The sequence below is a fragment of the Sandaracinomonas limnophila genome (genome assembly GCF_004005965.1).
GTDB classification, from domain to species: domain Bacteria; phylum Bacteroidota; class Bacteroidia; order Cytophagales; family Spirosomataceae; genus Sandaracinomonas; species Sandaracinomonas limnophila.
Genome location: NZ_SACY01000001.1, coordinates 764,356 through 786,165 on the forward strand (window position 1 = coordinate 764,356; position 21,810 = coordinate 786,165).

The window sequence follows — 21,810 nt, forward strand, 5'->3', positions numbered from 1 at the left end:
GAATAAACTGTGTTAAATTTTAGCCAGACCTGAAAAATTTAATATTGACGATTCAATTTCAAAAAATAATCCCAAACAACTATCCCCATAGTAACGGAGACATTTAAGGAATGCTTGGTCCCAAATTGAGGTATTTCCAGAAAATAATCAGCATTTTCAATAAACTCTTCAGTAACTCCAAACACTTCATTGCCAAACACAAAGGCATATAATTCCTCAGAATTTACCTTAAAATCTTGTAACATCATGGAATCTTCCACTTGTTCTATAATGGCAATTTTAGCACCTAATCCATTCAAATATTCTATACACTCTTTTTGAGTAGAAAAATACCTCCATTGTACTGTTTCCTCTGCTCCCAAGGCCGTTTTATGAATTTCACGATGTGGTGGCTGGGCAGTAATACCTACTAAACAAATTTCCTGACAAGCAAAGGAATCGGCTGTTCGAAAAGCAGAACCGACATTGTTCATACTTCGAATATCATCCAAAACTAAGATGGCTTTTTGTTTAGGCGCATTTTGATACTCTTCTGCACTTAATCTATTTAACTCCTCTAATGCTAATTTTTTATGAATCATTTAAGTTCCCAAATTTTAATTTGTTGGATTTGCGTGTTTCCACCTTCGGAAATCAAATACACATTTTCTTCAATATCTAGGGGAAATCGTAAGGCAGAAATAGCCACTGTACCGTTTTGTGCTAAAAGTTCTACTGTTGAACGATCAATGACCACTTTGAAATTCTTAGGCATACCGTCAACTGCTGGAGCGACTTGTAGACCATCAAAAAAATCTGAAATTATTTTTCCGGAATGAGAACGGTCAATTTTCCATTTCATCGTTTTCTCATCAAAACCTATTTTTATCCACTCTTGCTCATTTGCTTTCCCTTTAATTAGTAGGCCCGAAAAATGAGATTTTGACCCTGAAATTTTAACATCAACGGCATAGGTTTTGTCTTTTAAAAACTTCATACCGCTAATTTGTTTAAACTTGGAATCTTTTACTACAAAATTAGAAGCCTCAAAACTTGGTGCCATTCGGTCAAAATCTGGAACAAATTTTTGTTGCAATCGCAAGCCCTGATTACTTTCGACCAAAGACAATTTACGCGCTAAAGACATTTGCCCTTTCCATGGAAAAGTAGGTTGTTCTTTTGCATACTTCCAAGAAAGCATCCATCCTAACCAAACATTTTGGTTTTTAGGCGCATTTGAAAAGGGAACTGCAGCGTAAAAATCTTTCCCAAAATCGACATACAATTTAGTGTCTTCATCGTTTTCATTCGTAAATTTCTTTCCATCAAAATCACCAATAAAATATTGCATCCCTACATAATCTTTATATGGACCTTGAGAACTTACAAACAACACCCATTTTTTTTGAGTGGAGCCTTCAATTGGTAGATATTGCAAAGAAGGACACTCCCAAATCATTCCTACATCACCTTGCTTACCAAACTCGCTTAATAATTCCCATTTGATAAGGTTTTTACTACCATAAAAACTAATCTTGTATTCAAAAGGTTTAGCAACCGCCATGATAAATTGCTTACTTTCTTCGTGCCAAAAGATGTTAGGATCCCGAAAATCTTTGTAATTGATATTTAATACCGGATTACCTTCATATTTAGTCCACGTAAGACCATCATCATTAGAAAAAGCCAGGTGCTGTTCCTCTCTAGTATAGGGATAATCTGCCGTATAAATGGCTATCAATAAATCTTTTTGAGGATTACCAAGTCCAGAAGCATGGTATTTATCCCAAACCACACAACCCGAGAAAATATATTCTTTTCCATTAGGAATGGCAACAGGCAATTCCTCCCAATGCAATAAATCTTTAGAACGAGCGTGTCCCCAGCTCATATTCCCCCATTCATTTCCCTTTGGATTGTGCTGAAAAAACAAATGATAATACCCTTTGAAATAAATCATGCCATTGGGGTCATTTGTCCAATTTTTTTGAGGGGAAAAATGAACTTTAGGTCTCCATTGCTCTGTAGGATGCTGGGCGTCCACAAGATTTGAAAACAAAAGAATTAAGCCTAAAATACTAAGCTTGAAAGTGTTTAAACTGGATAGTATTTTCATCAATTGAAAGATAATATGCGTTTTTATACTTGGGATTAAACCAATCGCCTAAGTTGTAATAAGTTGTCGTTGAATCAATGGGAAACTGAATAGGTAGGTGTCTGTGTCCAAACACATAGGTATCAATTCCTAAATTTTTCTGATCTAAAATTGGTTTAATTTCCTTTATGTAATTGACAATGAATTCGGTTTTTTCGTCAAAAGGATCCTCTCCTTTTGAAAGAGCCTTTTTCTTTCGAGTTTCAGACCAAAAATGCGCCAAAGCCATACCTAAATTTGGATGTAACCATTTAAACAGAAATTGTGCCAGCGGATTGGTAAAAACTTTTTTCAATAATTTATATCCAGCATCCCCAGGACCCAAACCATCTCCATGGCCTATCCATAAATTTTTTTCTGAATTGGGAAATAGAAGTTTTAAATGACAAGGTTCGCGATAGATTATGGCATTCATTTCCTTTTCAAAAAAATCCCACATCCACAAATCATGATTTCCAATGAAGATATGTAATTGAATACCGGCATCAGAAATCTGAGCCAATTTTCCCAAAAATCGGGTAAATCCAGCTGGTATTACCTTGCCATATTCAAACCAAAAATCAAAAATATCTCCCATCAAAAACAAATGCGATGCATCAGATTCAATTTTCTCCAACCATTTATTCAAATGCCTTTCACGATCTAAACTTGAAGCCGGATCTGGAAAGCCCAGATGAAAATCTGAAGCAAAATAAACCTTTTTGTTATTGGGAATTTGAAGCTTAATCATCAAAAAAAAGGGTGGAAAATCCACCCAATTTACAAATTATTATCCTTGTTGAGATGATTCTGCGTCTTTATTTTCAGCGGAATCTTCTTTCTTACTTTTAGTTTTTCGAGTAGTTTTAGGTTTTGCTTCCGCTACTTTTTCACTTTCAGCTTGAGCTCTTTCTTCTTTCGCGTCTTTTCTCTTTTTTTCAGTTTCGCCTTTGATAAACTCTTGATAAGTTGTCAATTGCTCAAACGGACGAGGACCAACTAAGGCTTCCAAATCATTTTGGAAAAGTACTTCTTTTTCCAATAATGCTTCTGCTAATGCGGTTAAGGATGCTTTCTTTTCGGTTAATAATTTCTTCGTACGCTTATAAGCCTCAGCAATTAATTTACGAACTTCTTCATCAATTTCACGGGCAGTTTCCTCTGAATACGGCTTATTGAATTGGTATTCTGAACCCTTTGAATCGTAGTAAGAAATATTTCCTAATTTATCATTCATACCGTAAATGGTAATCATGGAATAGGCCAATTTTGTGATACGCTCTAGGTCATTTTGAGCACCGGTAGAAATTTGTCCGAAAACAATTTCTTCTGCCGCACGACCACCCAAAGTCACACACATTTCATCCATCAATTGTTCCGTACGGTACAAAAACTGCTCTTTAGGAAGATATTGTGCATATCCTAAAGCGGCAATTCCGCGCGGTACAATAGTTACTTTAACCAATGGATTTGCATGCTCTAAAAACCAACCAGCAATAGCATGTCCGGCCTCATGGAAGGCTACAATTTTCTTTTCTTCAGGAGAAATCAATTTATTTTTCTTTTCCAAACCGCCAATGGTACGATCCATAGCCTCTTGGAAGTCATTCATATCAATTTCTTGTTTATTTCTTCTTGCGGCAATCAATGCAGCCTCATTACACACATTGGCAATTTCTGCACCGGCAAATCCAGGCGTTTGTGCGGCCAATTCTTTAGGATCAATATCTTTTCCTAATTTCAAAGGCTTAAGATGCACTTTGAAAATTGCTTCACGACCAATAATATCTGGTTTATCAATTGAAATTTGACGATCAAAACGACCTGGTCTTAATAAGGCTGGATCCAAAATATCTGGACGGTTAGTAGCCGCCATAATGATAATTCCTGAATCAGTTGCAAAACCGTCCATTTCAACCAATAATGAGTTTAAGGTGTTTTCACGCTCATCATTCCCGCCTGGCATTGAACCACGTCCACGAGAACGACCCACTGCATCAATTTCGTCTATAAAAATGATACAAGGTGCTTTTTCTTTGGCCTGTTTAAACAAATCACGCACACGAGCAGCTCCTACCCCCACAAACATTTCTACGAAATCTGACCCAGAAAGAGAGAAAAATGGAACACCCGCTTCTCCTGCAACAGCCTTTGCCAACAAGGTTTTACCCGTTCCTGGAGGGCCAACTAATAGAGCGCCTTTCGGTATTTTACCTCCTAAATCGGTAAATTTCTTTGGGAATTTTAAGAACTCAACAATTTCTTGAATTTCTTCTTTGGCTTCATCTAAACCGGCAACGTCATTGAAAGTAATACGAACTTTTGATTCCCCTTCAAACAAGGTCGCCTTGCTTCTACCGATGTTGAAGATTTGTCCTCCGGCACCGCCACCACCTCCCATTCGGAAGAAAAGGAAGTAGAAACTAAGTCCCATTAATATCAAAAATCCCCATTGAGAGAACCATTCTAGAGGACTTGTTCTATTTTCTGGTGTGGCCATTAATTGCTCATTTCTTGGAAAAGCTTTTTGTCTATCCTCTAAAAAATGCTCAAATCCTTCTTTTGAAATCACGTCAAATTCAAAATGTGGGCCCTTATTTGTTGTAGAAAGAGCAGGCGAATTGCTTTTGAAATACTTATTTACAAATTGAGGTTTTAAAGTCACCTCAACCGTTTTATCATTAACAATGGCAACCGAACCAACTTCTTTTTGAAGTAACATCGATTCAAATTGTTTTTGGGAAATCGTTTGTAAAGTTGGAGAATTAGAAAAGAATAGTCCGCTAACAATCACGATAATCAATCCAATGATCATCCAATTTTGGAATCCTGCTGGACCTTTTTTGGGCATTTTAGGCTGGAAGTTAGGTCTTTTGTTGTTTTTAGGCTGATTTGGTTGTTTTGCCATTAGTAAATATTTTAAGCGTATAACTCGATCGAAGTGAAAAAAGTTTCAATTCCTAATCAGGAATATTGGTAAATACGGCATCTCCCCACAAATCTTCTAACTTAAAGAATTCGCGTTTTTCTTTATGGAAAACATGCACAACTACATCATAATAATCCATCAAAATCCATTCTCTATTGGCTTTTCCCTCTACAACGTGTGGATTAATCTGCATTCCTTTCCAAACTTCCTCATCTACAGAATCAGCTATAGCATCAATTTGAGTATCAGAAGAACCCGAACAAATCACAAAGAAATCAGTAAACGCATTGGGAACTCCTCGTAAATCCAGAATGGAAATAGTTTGAGCCTTTTTTTCTTGCATTCCTTTTACAACCCATTTCACCAATTCCTCAGAAGTATTCTCTAGGGTTGATTTAGAATTTTTTTTGGCCATTTTTAATAAGTAAAGTATCTAAAATAAAAAGTATAACGATATTAACGTTAATTTTGTTCAATCTTATAAAATTACAAATAAAATTTGAACAAGTATCAAGCCCCGACAGAGTTTATTGGCCAACAAATCAAATATTTGGAAACTTGCGACTCAACCAATACCTTGGCTTTGAAAGAATGTTTGGAAGAGGATATTAAAGAAGGCTTTACTTGGATTGCAGACCATCAAACCCAAGGTCGAGGGCAGAGGGGTAACACCTGGTTATCTAAAAAGGGCGACAATTTACTGTTTTCCATTTATTTAAAACCCAAGCTTCAGAACCAACCTCATTTTTATTTCAGCAAGGCAATAGCTTGTGGAATTATTGAAGGGCTTCAAGTTTGGTCCAATGAAAGATTACCACTGCAAATAAAATGGCCCAATGATATTTATATTGGCGAGCAAAAACTGGGTGGAATTCTCATAGAAAATCAATGGGCTGGTAGCCAATGGACCCATTCGATAGTTGGCATCGGCTTAAATATTAACCAAGAAGAATTTGGTGACTTACGAGCAAATTCCCTCAAACAATTTCTAAATAAATCGGAGCATATTCCAAGAGAGCACGTTTTTCATGCAATTTGCCAATCGATAGAAAAATATTTCAAAATTTGTCAAACTCATCAATTCGAAGAGATTGAAACTTTTTATCATGACCATTTATTCCGATTGAATGAGTGGAATTTATACCAAGAAGTAGAAAGTAATCAAATTTTTGATGGTAAAATTTTACAAGTAAATGAGCAAGGATTATTGTTGATGGAAAAACAAAATGGATACAAACTCTATGATTTAAAAGAAATAATTTTTATTTTTCCATAAAAAAATAGTACAATTCTGTGATAAATACCTACCAAGGACACATTGAAAATTTTCTACATTGGGCAGAAAATACTCCTAAAAACATTTTTTTAAAGCAACCTAAGGGAAACCAATTCAAAGATTACACTTTTGCACAAGCTGCAGAGGAGGTTTCTAAAATGGGGACCTACCTAAGAAGAAATTTTAATGATGACAAAAAACACGTTGGAATCATTTCAAAAAATTGTGCACATTGGGTTTTGGCAGATTTGGCCATTTTATATGCAGGCGGAGTCTCCGTACCATTTTATCCAACATTAACGGGGGAGCAATTTAAAGATGTTTATATCCATTCAGATTGTCAAATTTTATTTGTTGGAAAATTAGATAATTGGGAAGAAATAAAGACATTTATACCGGAAGGCACAGTGGTGATTCACATGTCGGACCAACCCAATGAACAACAAAACACCTGGGAACAAATCATTTTAAAGGAGAAAAAAATAGTTAAACCTCACTCCTTTCAAAAAGATGAGGTAATTTCAATTATATACACTTCAGGAACCACAGGAACACCAAAAGGGGTTTTGATCACCTCAGGTTCGGTGTTAATTGGCCTAGAAGCAGCCAGAGAAATTGCCTTCTTAAACGAAAAAAACAATAGATTCATATCCTATTTGCCACTATCACATGTAGCAGAAAGGAATTTAGTAGAATTTGCAGCAACGGCATCTGGAGGAACTATTTATTTTGTAGAAAATTTACAAACCTTTGCGGCTAATTTACAAGCAGCCGAACCAACACATTTTTTGGCGGTACCAAGAATTTGGTTGAAATTTCAGGAGACCATCTTATTGAAATTTAAAGGCCAAAAGAATTTAGATCGAATAAAAAGCATACCCATTGTAGGCAAATTAGTTATTAAATTGATCGTCAAAAAATTAGGTTTATCGAAGGCCAAATTAGTTGTAACAGGCGCTGCACCCATTTCTGCTGATTTGTTACAGTGGTACCAAGGCATGGGCTTATTTATTCAGGAAGCCTATGGAATGACTGAAAATTTAGGATTAATTGCCGTAATGCCAAGAAATGAAATCAAATTGGGAACTGTGGGTAAACCATGGGACATTTGTGAGGTAAGAATTGAAGACAGCGAAATTCAAATAAAGTCAAAATACAATACCATTGGTTACTATAAAAATCCAAAAGCGACTCAAGAAATTTACACAGATGAATGGTTAAAAACTGGAGATTCTGGAGTATTAGATTCCGATGGATATTTGAAAATAATTGGTAGAATCAAAGATAATTTTAAAACCAGTAAAGGTTTTTATGTAAGCCCAGCCACTTTGGAAAATGAAATTCAAACCAGTCAATTAATTGATCAAGTATGTGTGGTTGGCGCAGACTTACCAGAGCCTATGGCCTTGATTATCCTTTCTCCATTGGCCTTAGAATTAGCAAAAGAGGATCTTGAAAAAGGAATTGAAGAAATCCATCAGGATTTAATTCCGAAGTTCAAACATTATGAAATGATTAAAAAATTCGTTGTACTTACTGAACCATGGACAGTTGAAAACAATTGCATGACACCTACCTTGAAAATCAAACGACTTGAAATAGAAAAAATTTATCAAAGGCATTTTGAAGATTGGTTTAAGCATAAAAATCTGATAATTTATTCTTAAAATAAAATCAAGCTCCTAAATTTTACGTATCTTCCAAGAATGTGGAAGTTCATTGCCAATTTCTTACTATTAATCGCCTTAGTTTCATTTAAAACAAATGTACTAACTGCTCAAAAAATTAGAGTGGATAGTATTGTATTTAAAGGAAATGATCGAACAAAAATTAGCATTTTAAATAGGGAATTAGACTTCTCAATAAAAGACAGTCTTTCCACTGAGGATTTGGACAAAAGATTGGAATTCAATCGGAGGAAATTGATGAATACTAATTTATTTATTTGGGTAAAATACGATTATCAAATAAATAAAAATGGAAATTTAATAGTTCAATTCGAGTTCTTAGAGCAATTATACACATTAGTTTTTCCTATTTTTTCTCTCGCAGATCGCAATTTAAGCGATTGGTTAAATAAAGGTGCCCCATCCCAGCGAATCATTTTTGGAATCAATGGGGTTCAAAATAATTTAACAGGAAGAAATGAAAAAATTGCCATTAATTTAGAAACAGGATTTACTCAACGAATAGATCTCTCATTTTCGAATCCATATATAGATGCAAAAAAGCGATTTGGCATATTCACTTCTTTCACCTACCAAACTAGCAAAAATCTTGCCTACAGCTCAAGAAACGACACCTTGTTATACCTGAATTCTAGTCAGGTTTTACGAGAACGCTGGTCGGGAGTAGTAGGTTTTCGAAAAAGAATTCGATTTTATGATTTCCAAAGCTTGGAATTGAGGTATCATAATATTAGAATCAATGATGAAGTTTTTGCACTAAATCCACATTATCTACCCAATAGAACTCAGAGAAGTGATTTCATTCAGTTAGGTTATCGGTTTTCGTATGATTTCAGAGATTTTGCGACTTATCCATTAAGGGGCAGAAAAGTGGATGTTTTGGTAAACTACACAGGATTAACGGGAAACCTAAAATTTAATTATTATGATTTTGGCATTGGCTATGAACGTTACTTTCCTTTGGGGAATAATTTTTACTTGAGCAGTACCCATAAATTAAAATTCACCCAATATGGAAAAGAAGTACCTTATTTTTTAACCCAAGGCCTTGGATATGGTTCCAATGTGGTACGAGGTTATGAATTAAATGTGATAGATGGAAATAACTTTTACATCAATCGAAACACTTTCAAATTCCAATTGATCAATAAAATTTACCATGTCCCATTTTTAAAATACAAACAAATTAATCAAGTTCCATTAAGTGTTTACCCTACTGCATTTATTGACTTTGGGTATGTAAATATTGGACAGGAAAACTATTTCAATAGTAAATTAGGCGGAAAACTCCTATATGGCTATGGTATCGGCCTCGATCTAGTCACTTATTATAATTTGGTAACCAAAATCATTTTCCCTGCCGGAAATGGCAATTTAAGTGGTATTCGAGTTAGTGTAGGAAGGGAGTTTTGAATTGTTAATTGTTAATTGTGAATTAACAATTAACAATTAACAATTATTTAAGCGTGTATCGCTCTCTTGGCCGTAGCTGCCAAACAAGCTTCTTTAATCGCTTCAGTGTAGGTTGGGTGAGCATGCGACATGCGAGAAATATCTTCTGCACTGGCACGGTATTCCATAGCAACTACTGCCTCCGCAATTAAATCAGCTGCGCGAGCACCAATGATGTGCACACCTAAAATTTCATCTGTATTGGCATCTGCAAGTACTTTAACCAATCCTGCCTCATCCATAGAAGCGATTGATCTTCCTAAAGCCTTGAATGGGAAAGAACCTTCCTTGTAAGCAATACCCGCATTCTTTAAATCTTGCTCTGTGGCTCCTACAGCTGCAACCTCTGGCCAAGTATAAACAACACCTGGAATTAAAGAATAATTGATATGCGGTTTTTGTCCGGCAATTGTTTCAGCAACAAATACACCTTCTTCCTCAGCTTTGTGGGCTAACATGGCACCACGAACCACATCTCCAATTGCATAAATACCGGAAACCTTTGTTTGAAGTGTATGATCATCAACATCTATTCGACCCCTCTCATCAGTTGCTAGACCCGCTGCGGCCAAATTTAAACCGTCTGTATAAGGTCTTCTACCGATACAAACCAAACAATAATCTCCTTTGATTTCAACCTCCTCACCTTTTGAATTAGTTGCTTTTACAACTACTTCCTTTCCGGTAGTTGAAGCACTTGAAACCTTATGAGATAAATAAAAATCAGCGCCTAATTTGGCAATTTCTTTTTGCAACTCCTTACCCATCGTTTTGTCCATGGTTGGAATCATTGAATCCGCAAATTCAACAAAGCTAACCTTAGCTCCTAATCGAGCATAAACAGATCCCAATTCAGCACCGATAACGCCAGCTCCAATCACAATCAAATGCTTTGGAATCTCTGACATTTTCAAAGCCTCTGTAGAAGTAATGATTCGTTTTTTATCTACTGGAATAAAAGGCAAATTAGTTGGCTTTGATCCTGTAGCAATTATGATGTTTTTACCAGCAATGATTTCTGAAGAACCATCTTCTTTAGTTACCTTAACTGTTTTAGCACTTTCAAAAGATCCTAAACCATTAAAAACGGTAACCTTATTTTTCTTCATCAAGTAGCTAATTCCTGCATTCAGTTTACTAACCACTCCTGCCTTACGCTCAATCAATTTAGCAATATCAACCTTAGGCTTCCCTACAGAAATACCATGTGCTTCAAAATTGTGAACCGCATTATGGAAATGTTCTGAGGAATCTAAAAGGGCTTTAGATGGAATACAACCCACATTTAAACAAGTTCCTCCTAAAACGGAATATTTTTCAATAATGGCTGTTTTAAAACCTAATTGCGCAGAACGAATAGCTGACACATATCCACCAGGACCTGAACCAATAACTACAACATCAAACTCTTGCATAATTTTATAAAAAAAAGAGAATAGGCCACTTGGGCCTATTCAAAATTGTTAAACATCTAATAATAATCTACTTGGATCTTCTAATAATTGCTTCAAACGAACTAAGAATGAAACAGACTCGCGACCATCAATAATTCTATGGTCATAAGAAAGAGCAAGATACATGATTGGTCGAACTACTACTTGTCCATCTACAACTACAGCACGCTCAACGATGTTGTGCATACCTAAAATGGCTACTTGTGGCGCATTGATGATTGGTGTAGAAAGCATAGAACCAAATACACCACCATTGGTGATTGTAAATGTTCCGCCCGACATTTCATCTAAGGTTAACTTGTTATCTCTTGCTTTTGTTGCCAAACGAACAACTTCTGCCTCGATTCCTGCTAAACTTAAATTTTCAGCATTTCTAATTACTGGAACTACTAATCCTTTAGGAGCAGAAACTGCAATGGAAACATCACAATAATCGTGATATATTATTTCTTCTCCATCAATTTGAGCATTAACTGCTGGATATTCTTTTAAAGCCACACAAACTGCTTTAGTAAAGAAAGACATAAAGCCTAAACCAACACCATGCTTCTCTTTAAACTTATCTTTGTATTTAGCTCTTAAATCCATCACTGGCTTCATGTCAACCTCATTAAAGGTTGTTAACATGGCAGTTTCATTCTTAACTGCTACTAAACGACGAGCAACAGTTTTACGCAAAGAAGTCATTTTCTCTCTTCTTTTTCCTCTTCCCTCACTTTCAACTCTCAACTGTCCACTTTCCACTTCCTTCCCACTTTCCACTTTCAACTGTCCACTCTCCACTTTCAGTGCATCTTCCTTCGTAATTCTACCTCCCACACCTGTTCCAGCAACCTGAGCGGCAGAAACACCTTTCTCGTCTAATATTTTAGCAGCTGCTGGCGACGGATGTCCCGCAGCGTAATTTCCTGAAACTGGAGCAGCCTCTATCTTTGGAGTAGTTGCAGCCTGAGCAACAGGAGCTGGAGTTGCTATTGCACCACCTGTTGTTAGAGTTGCTAATAAACCTCCAATCGGCACTACAGAACCTGGTTCTGCAACAATTTGTAAAACACCTGCAGCTTCGGCTGGCATTTCGAAAGTTGCTTTATCTGATTCTAATTCACAAAGTACTTCGTCCAATGCAACAGAATCTCCTGATTTTTTATTCCAATTCGCTACAGTTACCTCAGAAATTGATTCCCCAACAGGTGGCACTTTGATTTCCAAAACCTGACTTGGAGCAGATGAAGTAACTGGTGCTGGTGCAACAGCTTGTTCTTTTACTGGCTCAACTGCTGGAGCTGCGGATGCTGTCGCACTTGCACTAGAAGCCTCGATGGTACAAATGGTAGCACCAATTGGTAAAACATCTCCTTCTTTTGCCACAATTCGCAAAATACCTTCGGCTTCTGCTGGCAATTCAAAGGTAGCTTTGTCCGACTCTAATTCGCACAACACCTCATCTAATTTGACTAAATCGCCATCCTTCTTGTTCCAAGTGGCAACTGTAACTTCCGTAATTGATTCGCCTACGGCAGGCACCTTCATTTCTATGGCCATATTACTAGGCTTTTATTTGTTTAAATCAAACGCTTTATCAATAAGGGCAGCTTGTTCTTGCCCATGTACTTTCAAGAATCCAGTTGCAGGAGATGCCGATTTTTTACGAGCAAATAGCGACTTGAATTTATTGAATCCTGCCTCGCGTACTACATACGACCAATATCCCATATTTTCAGGCTCTTCCTGAATAAAACATACTTCTGCATTCTTATATTTTGCCAATTCCTTATCTAATTGCTTAGCTGGGAATGGGTGCAATTGCTCTAAACGAATAATTGCGACATCTTTACGCTTATCTTTTTCTTGGCGCTCTTCTAAATCATAAAAAACTTTACCGGAACATACCAAAACACGCTTAACTTTTGCCTTATCAGCAAATTCATCTCCAATAACCTCTTGGAATCTACCTTTTTTGAAATCAGCAATTGGTGAAACTACTTTCGGATGACGGAAAATAGACTTAGGAGACATAACAACTAATGGCTTTCTAAACTCCCAAATCAATTGTCTTCTCAATGCATGAAAAATATTGGCGGGTGTTGTAATGTTTGCAACCACCATGTTATCTTCAGCAGCTAATTGTAAGAAACGCTCGGGACGAGCATTTGAGTGCTCTGGACCTTGGCCTTCGTAACCATGTGGTAACAACATCACCAATCCATTTTGCGTACCCCACTTAGATTCGTGAGAACTTATAAACTGATCGATCATTGTTTGCGCTCCATTGGCAAAATCACCAAATTGCGCCTCCCAGATAACCAAAGCATCTGGATTAGCTAGAGCATATCCAAATTCATATCCTAATACACCATATTCAGAAAGCAAAGAGTTGTAAATACTAATCTTCTCTTGACCCTCCTCAATGTGGTTCAAATTGCAATAATTTTCATTGGTATTGGCATCATGTAATACGGCATGTCGGTGAGAGAATGTCCCTCTTTGTACATCTTGTCCCGATAAACGAACGATTTTCCCTTCGGTCAAAATTGAACCATAGGCTAATAATTCTGCTGTTGCCCAATTCAATTGTCCTTTATCAAAAAACACCTTACGATCTGCAACTACCTTTTCAATTTGCTTTAAGGCTACAAATCCTTTAGGTAAGGAAGTTAATGCCTTTGAAACCTTATCAATTACTTTTTGGTCAATTCCCGTTTCAGGTGATTGTTCAAAATCTTTCGCTTCAGCATAACGAAGCTCAGACCAACGATTATCCAATTTTAATGGAATATAAGGAGGGCGAACTTTTTGCTTCACCATATCCAAACGAGCTTGCAACTCAGCTTTGAAATTGCTATCCATTTGTTCAGCTAATTTCGCATCAATATCCCCTCTTTTAATCAAGGTTTGCGTATAAATCTCTCTTGGATTTGGATGCGTTGCAATATTAGCGTACAAGGTGGGCTGCGTAAAACGAGGCTCATCTGACTCGTTATGTCCATTTCTACGGTAACAAACCATATCCACAAACACATCACGGTTAAATTCCTGACGGAATTCAGCGGCCATTCTTGATACAAAAACTACTGCCTCTGGATCATCTCCATTTACGTGAAAAACGGGTGCATCAATAATTTTCGCAACATCTGTACAATATATGGCTGAACGTGCATCCTCAAAATCAGTTGTAAAACCTACTTGGTTATTGATAACAAAGTGAATGGTTCCACCAGTTTGATACCCTTTCAATTTAGCCATTTGAGTTACCTCATACACAATCCCTTGTCCAGCTACAGCTGCATCTCCATGTATTAAAATTGGTAAAACCTCATCATAATTTTCATTATACAAAGCATCTGCACGAGCGCGGCAAAAACCTTCTACTAATGGATTTACGGCCTCTAAGTGAGACGGATTGGGTGCTAACTTAATTGCTATTTCATGTCCTGAGGGAGAAACGTGTTTACTAGAATAACCTAAGTGATATTTAACGTCACCATCACCATGTATTTCATTTGGCACATTTCCTTCGAAACCATCAAAAATGGCTTCGTAAGATTTATGCATAATATTTGCCAAAACATTCAAACGACCGCGGTGCGCCATCCCAATCATTGCCTCCTTCACTCCACCTTCTGCCGCTTTATTGATAATTGCATCTAAACCTGCAATTGTACTCTCACCACCCTCTAAACCGAAACGTTTTTGTCCTAAATATTTTGTACCTAAAAAGTTCTCAAATACAACGGCCTCATTCAATTTTTGAAGAATTTGCTTCTTTTCGTCTAGGCTAGGTTGAAAAGAAAGTGCTTCCTTTTCGATTTTATTTCGCAACCATTCCTTTGCCTTCATTTCACGGATATACGAATATTCAAATCCGATCGAACCCGCGTAAATTTTGTTTAAAGCATCTACAATTTTTCGCAAACTAACTGGACCTAAACCCATAAAAGAACCTGCTTGGAAAACAGTATCCAAATCTGCATCGCTCAAAGCATAATCTTGAATGTTCAACCTTGGCTCACGATTTTTGCGCTCACGTACTGGATTTGTTTTGGCTAACAGGTGTCCACGTGAACGAAAAGCCTTAATTAAACTAATTACAGCCATTTCTTTTTGAACATGCGTTGCCTCCACATTCCCAACACCACCGCCCATAGCTTCTTGCCAGGTTTGTGCAAAATCAAAACCCTTAAAAAAGTCTCTCCAACTAGAATCAACTGAATTAATATCTTGCTTGTAGGCATCGTACAGGTCCGAAATAACCTGTGTATCTGCATTTGCTATAAAGGAAAATGAATCCATAAGTTAAAATCCTACCAGGTAGGAAAAGTTTCAAATGTTATAAATTGGGTTAAGAGTCTATCTTTCTAACTAAAATATCTTTGCAAGTTACAAAGCAAATATTATTTAACCATAAAAAAAACAATGCTTTTTTAAGAAAATAAGCACAAATTTCTCAGGTTTTAGGCTACACTTTTTGAATGCAATGCAAATCTTGAAAAAGGGAAATATTTTCTTTGATTAGTATTAAAAATAAACCTATTAAGGCCTAAAACCATTCGACTTTCCATTCCCTAAATCTATATCATAGCGAATACCAATTTGATGAAATCCAGAACCTGAATCATTTTGAGTAGAAGTTGACGAAACAATACTTGAACTACTACTCGAAAGACTTTTTCCTAAAAAGTCATAACCGTAGGTAAGCATAAAGTTTTTACTAAGTCCTATTTGTACAAGTCCCAGCAAGGCAGGATTTCCCATTTCTGCTCCCGTATTTTGAGACCAAATACCAAATCCAACAGTTTGCCTAACCCAATAAATTGCATAAACATCTGCTTTATACTCAGAAGTAGCTCCAAGCGACTGATACCTGAGCACTGAACCCACCCGCAATACTCCATCTCCTATTTCTTTCAAAAACTGCACCTGCCCATAAATAGGCACAGTTGAACTCGTACCAAAATAGGCACTCGGTCTTGAAATCCCCAACTGAAAAATAGGTGTTTGGTAATACAAACCTACCCCATAACTACCTTGCAAATCTGTATTGCCTGAACTGGTTATAACTGGAATTTGATTGGTTCCAATATTTGCCCCAACAAACAACTCTCTATCATCTGAGTTCCATACTCGTTTGGAAACAACTACCGCCAAACCTAGATTAGAAGCAATACCACCAGATGTTCCATAGGTATTTCCATTAAAACCCAAAAATCCAATCCCCCAATTTTCATCATTAATGGGCATATCAAAACTCAAATATTGCTGAGAAAAATTCGACAAGCCAGGCACCGTAAACAAGGGCTTCTTTCTATAAAATCCCGTTACCGACGCAACCTTACTTGCTCCTGCCCTTGCCGGATTTATACTTAATGGCATATTGGGATACATCATCCGCAAAGATTCTTGTTGAGCGAGTGAGGGATGAGGGATGAGGTAAGAGGTAAGAAGTAAGAGGTAAGAGGTAAGAGGTAAAAGCCGGTGCCTGAGGCCGAGCGAAGCAAGGAAACTCGAAGTCGAGGCTATTTTATTTTTTTTCATTCTGACAATATGACACATTTTTTTGGCTTGGTATTTAATTTGTTATAAGGAACCAAAATTATAATAAAAAATCAAATGAAAGAAACAGGTAACATTTCCATTCACACCGAAAATATTTTCCCAATCATTAAGAAATTTCTTTATTCAGATCATGAAATCTTTTTGAGAGAATTAGTTTCTAATGCAGTTGATGCCACTCAAAAAATCAAAAGATTAAACTCTATTGGAGAATTTTCTGGAGAATTAGGAGAATTAAAAGTAAAAGTAAGTTTCGACAAAGAAGCCAAAACCATCACCATTTCAGATAAGGGTATTGGTATGACTGCCGAAGAAATTAAAAAATACATCAACCAAATTGCTTTCTCTGGAGCCACTGAGTTCGTTGAAAAATACAAAGACAAAGGAGATGAGCAAGCAATTATCGGACACTTTGGCCTTGGTTTTTACTCTGCCTTTATGGTTGCCAAAGAAGTTGAAATCATTTCCAAATCTCACCAGGAAGGCTCAGAAGCAGCTCGCTGGATTTGTGACGGCAGTACGCAATTTGAAATCTCCTCAGCTGAAAAGGCTGATAGAGGAACTGACATCATTTTACATATTGCAGAAGATTCCGAAGAGTTTTTAGAGGAATTCCGCCTAAAATCTATCCTAGAAAAATATGGCAAGTTCTTACCTGTTGAAATTGAATTTGGAGATAAAATCATCAATAACCCGAGTCCACTTTGGACACGTAATCCTGCCGACTTAACAGATGAAGATTATTTGAAATTCTACGATGAATTGTACCCATTCCAAGAAAAACCTTTATTCTGGATCCACTTAAATGTAGATTATCCTTTTAATTTAACGGGTATTCTCTATTTCCCTAAAATCAAAAACGAATTCCAGGTACAAAAAGAGAAAATCCAATTGTATTCTCGACAAGTTTTTATTACCGACGAGGTAAAAGACGTAGTTCCAGAATTCTTAATGTTATTACACGGAGTAATTGATTCTCCAGATATTCCTTTGAACGTTTCAAGAAGTTTCTTGCAGTCTGATTCAAATGTTAAGAAAATTACTGGGCATATAACCAAAAAAGTTGCTGATAAATTACATGATTTATACAAAGCAGACCGTGCAGGTTATGAGGAAAAATTTGATAACATTGGCTTATTTGTAAAATATGGCCTTATTTCGGATGAAAAATTCTATGAAAGAGCTAAAGACATTTGTTTAGTACAAGATACCGATGGCAAATATTTTACCTTGCAAGAATATGAAGAATCAATTCAAGCGGCTCAAACCGATAAAGACAACAAGAAAATATTCTTATATGCTACCGATATTCAGCAACAAGATGCCTTTATTCAATCCGCCAAAACAAAAGGTTATTCTATTTTAAAAATGGATTCTATGATTGATAGCCATTTTATTAATCAATTAGAATACAAAAATCAGGACATCCAATGGAAACGTGTAGATTCTGACGCATTAGACAAACTAATTGATACTGGAAATAAATTAGAAATTTTATTATCTAAAAAACAACAAGAAGTTGTAAAATCAACTTTTGAATCTGTTTTAGCAGATCCAAGTAAAGTTGTAGCTATTGAAGGTATGTCGGCAGAGGAATTACCTGCAATCGTTACCCAAAACGAGTTCATGCGCAGAATGAATGAAATGCAGAAAAATGGAGGAAATGGGATGTTCGGAGGAATGCCCGCAACATACAACATCACCATCAATGGCAATCACCCAGTTGTAGAAAAATTAGCTAAAGAATCTGATGAAGAAAAACGAAATGCTTTAGCTAAACAAATTGCTGACTTGGCCTTGTTATCTCAGAATCTTTTGACTGGTGCAGAGCTAACGGCGTTTATTAAGAGAAACGTTAATGAATTGTAAATTGTAAATTGTTAATTGTTAATTATTAACTTTTTAGTTACCAAAGACCTGCCATCAAGCACTAATTGGTATGGATACATCCCAGGGTTGAGATCTCTTAGGTTGATACGCTGGGATTTTTCATTTGGGTCTAATGAAACAGTCTTTACTTCTTGACCAATGATGTTAAAAATAACTAATTTCAAATCTTGTAGGTTACCAGTTGACCTCACATCTATTTGAACATAGTCACTCGCTGGATTTGGATACAATTGACTAACAGTTAAGCGGTCGTTACGGAACAAATAAGTTTCTTCCCCAGGATTGTTTTCATATTTTAAATTAAAGGCGGATTGAATAGCATGAGAATAGGCATTTTGCTTTCCATGCGTTCCTGCAAGTGCAGAAGTTGTAGCTATAACAACAAATAAACTAGTGGCAATATGCAAGATTCTTTTTCTCATAAATCGATGAAACGAAATTACAAGCAAAAAAGTATATCAGAAAATGAAAATAGTCGAACTAGCTATTTTCTGGGACAAATGGCTATTTTTTAAGAACTTTTAACTTTTCTGTAAGCAAAGGCAAGGTAATTTTCTCCTTTACTCGGTAATTAAACCCATCCAAATTCTGCAAATCATCTTTCCATTCTTTGGGTGGCACAAACTTGGCTTCAGGTCGGGTAATAAACTTTATTTTCTTAACCTGGTTGTCCACCAAAAATAAATTCATCCGACTACATTCCACTCGATTCAATCCTGTTGTTTTCTTTTTATCATCCACTACATAATAAACACTTTCCCCATTGCCTTCCACAATCGCTTGTTCCAGTTTAGATTCAGCTTTAAAATGTAAATTCATTCTTCTCCCTTTCATTTGATTGAATTGTCCCAAAGAATCTACTGAAATAACAAACGAATGTCCCCTTAATCGCATTTGTTTAACACTTTGGTTTGCCATAAAAATAGAGATAGAATCAGCAGTAGATTGCGAATCTGGCGTCCAAAGAATTGGCTTTTGGTAAAAATGAATAACGGAGTCTTTCACATCATACCCCAAAGAATCACATTTCCCTGAGAGATCAGATTTATATATAAGGACGTTTTTATACGCATAAAGTTTCCTTACAGAGTCTTTTTTTGATTCGTAAGAAACCAATGTATCTGCAGTTAAATAAAGTGTATCTTTTTCTAAAATGTTTCGCATCAGTGCCCGACCAAACACTCGGGTTATTCCTGATTTGCCTGCATATCGACCATGATCACCGGTTAAAATTACTTTATCTTTCTTACTTACAAATTCAACATTTCCCCTAGCAACACCAATTTTGGTAGGGGAATCATAAAAAAGAGTATCCCCAGTTAATGTAAAATCCTCCATAATTGCGGTGGATCTACCCGTAAAATTGGAAACTTTAGTTTGAGTATTGTAAAATCCTGAGGAAGTATAAACTGTGTCTTTTTTATTAATAATTTGAGTCGGACAAATGAAATAGGCTTCTTTTGATAATGTATTGTATTTCAAAGAATCAGCTTTCAACAATCCCCCTTCTTTATCCCAAACACGCACATTTTTCTTGAATGTAAAATTTTTAGATACGGTATTATAAATTCCTTCTCTACTCGTTAAGGTCGATTTTTTATCTAAAATTCTTGCACCCGCATCATAAGTTGCAAAGCGAGAATTTAAATCATAATTGAGCTTTGGGGTATTTAGGACAATTGTGTGGTCATCTAATTTCACCTTCCCAGACACGAATGCCTGCCTCATATCCCCATTGTAAACTGCGGTATCACCAGTAATTGTAACAGTATCGGCTTGGATAATTTTTACATTACCGTATGCGAGCACATTATTAGTTAAACTATTAAAAATAGCCTGTTTACAATGTAAAATGGTTGTTCCTTGCTGCAAAGAGACCCTTCCCATTAATTCTTTAAACTCATTATTTCCTTTCAAACTATCCGAATGGATAATAAAAATCTGGTTTTGAGCAAAAATGCCCAAACTGCTAAAAATAAAAATCAGAAGGAATATTATCTTTTTTAAGGTCATTCCAAAGGCGAATTTGTAATTTCGCAAAAATATTAGTCTGCAAGTTACCAATTTTATGCTGGAAGATTTCAACCAATTTATTGAAAAACATCAATTATTTACAAAGGAAGACAAAGTCCTACTCGCTGTTAGCGGAGGAATGGATAGTATGGTTATGGCCAAATTGTTTTCTTTGACCTCCTTTTCCTTTGGAATTGCCCATGTAAATTTTGGACTTCGAGGGGAGGAATCGAGTGCGGATGAACAATTTGTCAGAAAATTTGCTAAGTCATTAAAAGTACCTTACCATACCATCACCTTCGAAACCAAGGCCTTTGCTGAAAAGGAAAAAATTAGCATTCAACAAGCCGCACGCATGTTGAGGTATCAATGGTTTGAAGAAATTGCTCATAAGGAAAACTACCAGAAAATTGCAACTGCACACCACTTAATGGATAGCGCTGAAACTGTTATTTTAAATTTAAGTCGTGGTACAGGCATTGCTGGATACCATGGCATCCCAATTTCAGCAGGTAAAATCATACGTCCTTTGGCATTCGCAAGTCAGGATCAATTGTTTGACATCATTGTTCAATACAAAATGGCATGGAGAGAAGATTCTAGTAACCAATCCACTAAATATGCACGTAATTTTATTCGACATGAAATTATGCCCAAATTGATGGAATTAAATCCCTCTATCGACCAAACGATAGCTGAGAATGCAAAAAAAATCATTGATATTGAAAACTGGATTGAGGCAGAATATTCAGAATGGCTTAAAAATTCTGTAATTCCTGACAATGAAGAATCGGAAAACATTAAAGACCCGCAAATAAGTTCACCCAAAAACAAAGTATTAATTGCAAAATATTTAGCAGGCAAGCATTTTCACTTTGATCAAATTGAGCAAATCAAGGAAGCTACTAAAATAAATGCAGTCGGAAAAATCTTTGAATCTCCTACCCATGTTTTGAATATCGACCGAAATCAGTGGATTATTAAGTTAAAAAATCAACAAGATTTTAGGCCCATACTGATTGAGGAAGAAATGGAGGAGGTACAATTGAGTTCCCAAACAATTAATTTATATTTTGAGGAAAAAACGGAAGATTTTGAAATTCCTAATTCACCTAAAATTGCATGTTTGGATGCCGAAAAATTAGAATTTCCTTTAGAAATTAGAAAATACCAAGAAGGTGATTGGTTTTGTCCACTTGGCATGAACCAAAAGAAATTAATATCTGATTTTTTAACCGACAAAAAAGTCCCGCTACTCAAAAAACAAGAAACCTACGTTTTGCTCTCCAAAGGTTCAATAGTATGGGTTATAGGGCATCGAATTGACAATAGATTTAAGGTGACGGATAAGACTGAGGAGGTGTATATACTTGAGTTAATAGGTAAGAGGTAAGAGGTAAGAGTTTATATTTTCCCTATTCCCTATTACCTATTCCCTATTACCT

At 36.2% G+C, this 21,810-nt stretch carries 16 protein-coding genes; 5 read left to right on the plus strand and 11 right to left on the minus strand.

The annotated features are described in order from the left end of the window. Nucleotides 1-38: 38 nt before the first annotated feature. The 5 genes from EOJ36_RS03380 to rsfS are packed head-to-tail and all read right to left on the minus strand — an operon-like array spanning nt 39 to nt 5,457. Nucleotides 39-581 carry a TrmH family RNA methyltransferase gene (locus EOJ36_RS03380; protein ID WP_127802603.1) on the minus strand — a complete coding sequence of 181 codons (543 nt, stop codon included), beginning with the start codon at nt 579-581 and terminating at the stop codon, nt 39-41. After that, nucleotides 578-2,095 (minus strand): glycoside hydrolase family 32 protein, encoded by a 1,518-nt coding sequence (locus EOJ36_RS03385; RefSeq protein WP_127802604.1) that lies wholly within the window; start codon nt 2,093-2,095, stop codon nt 578-580. The genes EOJ36_RS03380 and EOJ36_RS03385 overlap by 4 nt, the downstream gene beginning before the upstream one ends. Beyond that, nucleotides 2,058-2,864, minus strand: a complete 807-nt coding sequence (locus tag EOJ36_RS03390) for a UDP-2,3-diacylglucosamine diphosphatase (RefSeq protein ID WP_127802605.1) — start codon at nt 2,862-2,864, stop codon at nt 2,058-2,060. The genes EOJ36_RS03385 and EOJ36_RS03390 overlap by 38 nt, the downstream gene beginning before the upstream one ends. Nucleotides 2,865-2,903: 39 nt before the next feature. Then, nucleotides 2,904-5,021 (minus strand): ATP-dependent zinc metalloprotease FtsH, encoded by a 2,118-nt coding sequence (gene ftsH, locus EOJ36_RS03395; RefSeq protein ID WP_127802606.1) that lies wholly within the window; start codon nt 5,019-5,021, stop codon nt 2,904-2,906. Nucleotides 5,022-5,073: 52 nt separating this feature from the next. Next, nucleotides 5,074-5,457, minus strand: coding sequence for a ribosome silencing factor (rsfS, locus tag EOJ36_RS03400; RefSeq protein WP_127802607.1), 384 nt, complete (start codon nt 5,455-5,457; stop codon nt 5,074-5,076). An 84-nt stretch (nt 5,458-5,541) separates the two neighbouring features. Here rsfS and EOJ36_RS03405 point away from each other — a divergent pair, with 84 nt between their 5' ends. Genes EOJ36_RS03405 through EOJ36_RS03415 form a run of 3 tightly spaced genes read left to right on the plus strand, consistent with a single transcriptional unit; the run spans nt 5,542 to nt 9,419 of the window. Then, nucleotides 5,542-6,318 (plus strand): biotin--[acetyl-CoA-carboxylase] ligase, encoded by a 777-nt coding sequence (locus EOJ36_RS03405; RefSeq protein WP_127802608.1) that lies wholly within the window; start codon nt 5,542-5,544, stop codon nt 6,316-6,318. 17 nt (nt 6,319-6,335) lie between these two features. Next, nucleotides 6,336-7,985, plus strand: coding sequence for an AMP-binding protein (locus EOJ36_RS03410; RefSeq protein ID WP_127802609.1), 1,650 nt, complete (start codon nt 6,336-6,338; stop codon nt 7,983-7,985). A gap of 39 nt (nt 7,986-8,024) precedes the next feature. Further along, entirely contained in the window at nt 8,025-9,419 is a 1,395-nt protein-coding gene (locus tag EOJ36_RS03415; protein ID WP_127802610.1) for a BamA/TamA family outer membrane protein, read from the plus strand. A 47-nt stretch (nt 9,420-9,466) separates the two neighbouring features. Here the strand turns inward: EOJ36_RS03415 and lpdA are convergent, their stop codons facing one another. The 4 genes from lpdA to EOJ36_RS03435 form a co-directional block, all read right to left on the minus strand. Next, nucleotides 9,467-10,873 carry a dihydrolipoyl dehydrogenase gene (gene lpdA / locus EOJ36_RS03420; RefSeq protein ID WP_127802611.1) on the minus strand — a complete coding sequence of 469 codons (1,407 nt, stop codon included), beginning with the start codon at nt 10,871-10,873 and terminating at the stop codon, nt 9,467-9,469. A gap of 48 nt (nt 10,874-10,921) precedes the next feature. Beyond that, a complete protein-coding gene (gene odhB / locus EOJ36_RS03425; protein WP_127802612.1) occupies nt 10,922-12,454 on the minus strand; it encodes a 2-oxoglutarate dehydrogenase complex dihydrolipoyllysine-residue succinyltransferase in 1,533 nt (510 codons plus the stop codon). 12 nt (nt 12,455-12,466) lie between these two features. Then, a complete protein-coding gene (locus EOJ36_RS03430; RefSeq protein WP_127802613.1) occupies nt 12,467-15,202 on the minus strand; it encodes a 2-oxoglutarate dehydrogenase E1 component in 2,736 nt (911 codons plus the stop codon). A gap of 240 nt (nt 15,203-15,442) precedes the next feature. Beyond that, nucleotides 15,443-16,462: a type IX secretion system membrane protein PorP/SprF gene (locus EOJ36_RS03435; RefSeq protein WP_127802614.1), complete on the minus strand. Its 1,020-nt coding sequence runs from the start codon at nt 16,460-16,462 to the stop codon at nt 15,443-15,445. Nucleotides 16,463-16,519: 57 nt separating this feature from the next. On the opposite strand from EOJ36_RS03435, the gene htpG reads away from it, so the two are divergent. Further along, nucleotides 16,520-18,331, plus strand: a complete 1,812-nt coding sequence (gene htpG, locus EOJ36_RS03440) for a molecular chaperone HtpG (protein WP_127802615.1) — start codon at nt 16,520-16,522, stop codon at nt 18,329-18,331. An 11-nt stretch (nt 18,332-18,342) separates the two neighbouring features. Here htpG and EOJ36_RS03445 read toward each other — a convergent pair whose 3' ends face one another. Continuing rightward, nucleotides 18,343-18,774: a T9SS type A sorting domain-containing protein gene (locus EOJ36_RS03445; protein ID WP_127802616.1), complete on the minus strand. Its 432-nt coding sequence runs from the start codon at nt 18,772-18,774 to the stop codon at nt 18,343-18,345. Nucleotides 18,775-18,856: 82 nt separating this feature from the next. Continuing rightward, the gene (locus tag EOJ36_RS03450; RefSeq protein WP_127802617.1) at nt 18,857-20,365 is read right to left on the minus strand and encodes an OstA-like protein; all 1,509 of its coding nucleotides are present in this window, start codon (nt 20,363-20,365) and stop codon (nt 18,857-18,859) included. A gap of 55 nt (nt 20,366-20,420) precedes the next feature. Here EOJ36_RS03450 and tilS point away from each other — a divergent pair, with 55 nt between their 5' ends. Next, entirely contained in the window at nt 20,421-21,758 is a 1,338-nt protein-coding gene (gene tilS / locus EOJ36_RS03455) for a tRNA lysidine(34) synthetase TilS (RefSeq protein ID WP_127802618.1), read from the plus strand. Nucleotides 21,759-21,810: the final 52 nt, after the last annotated feature.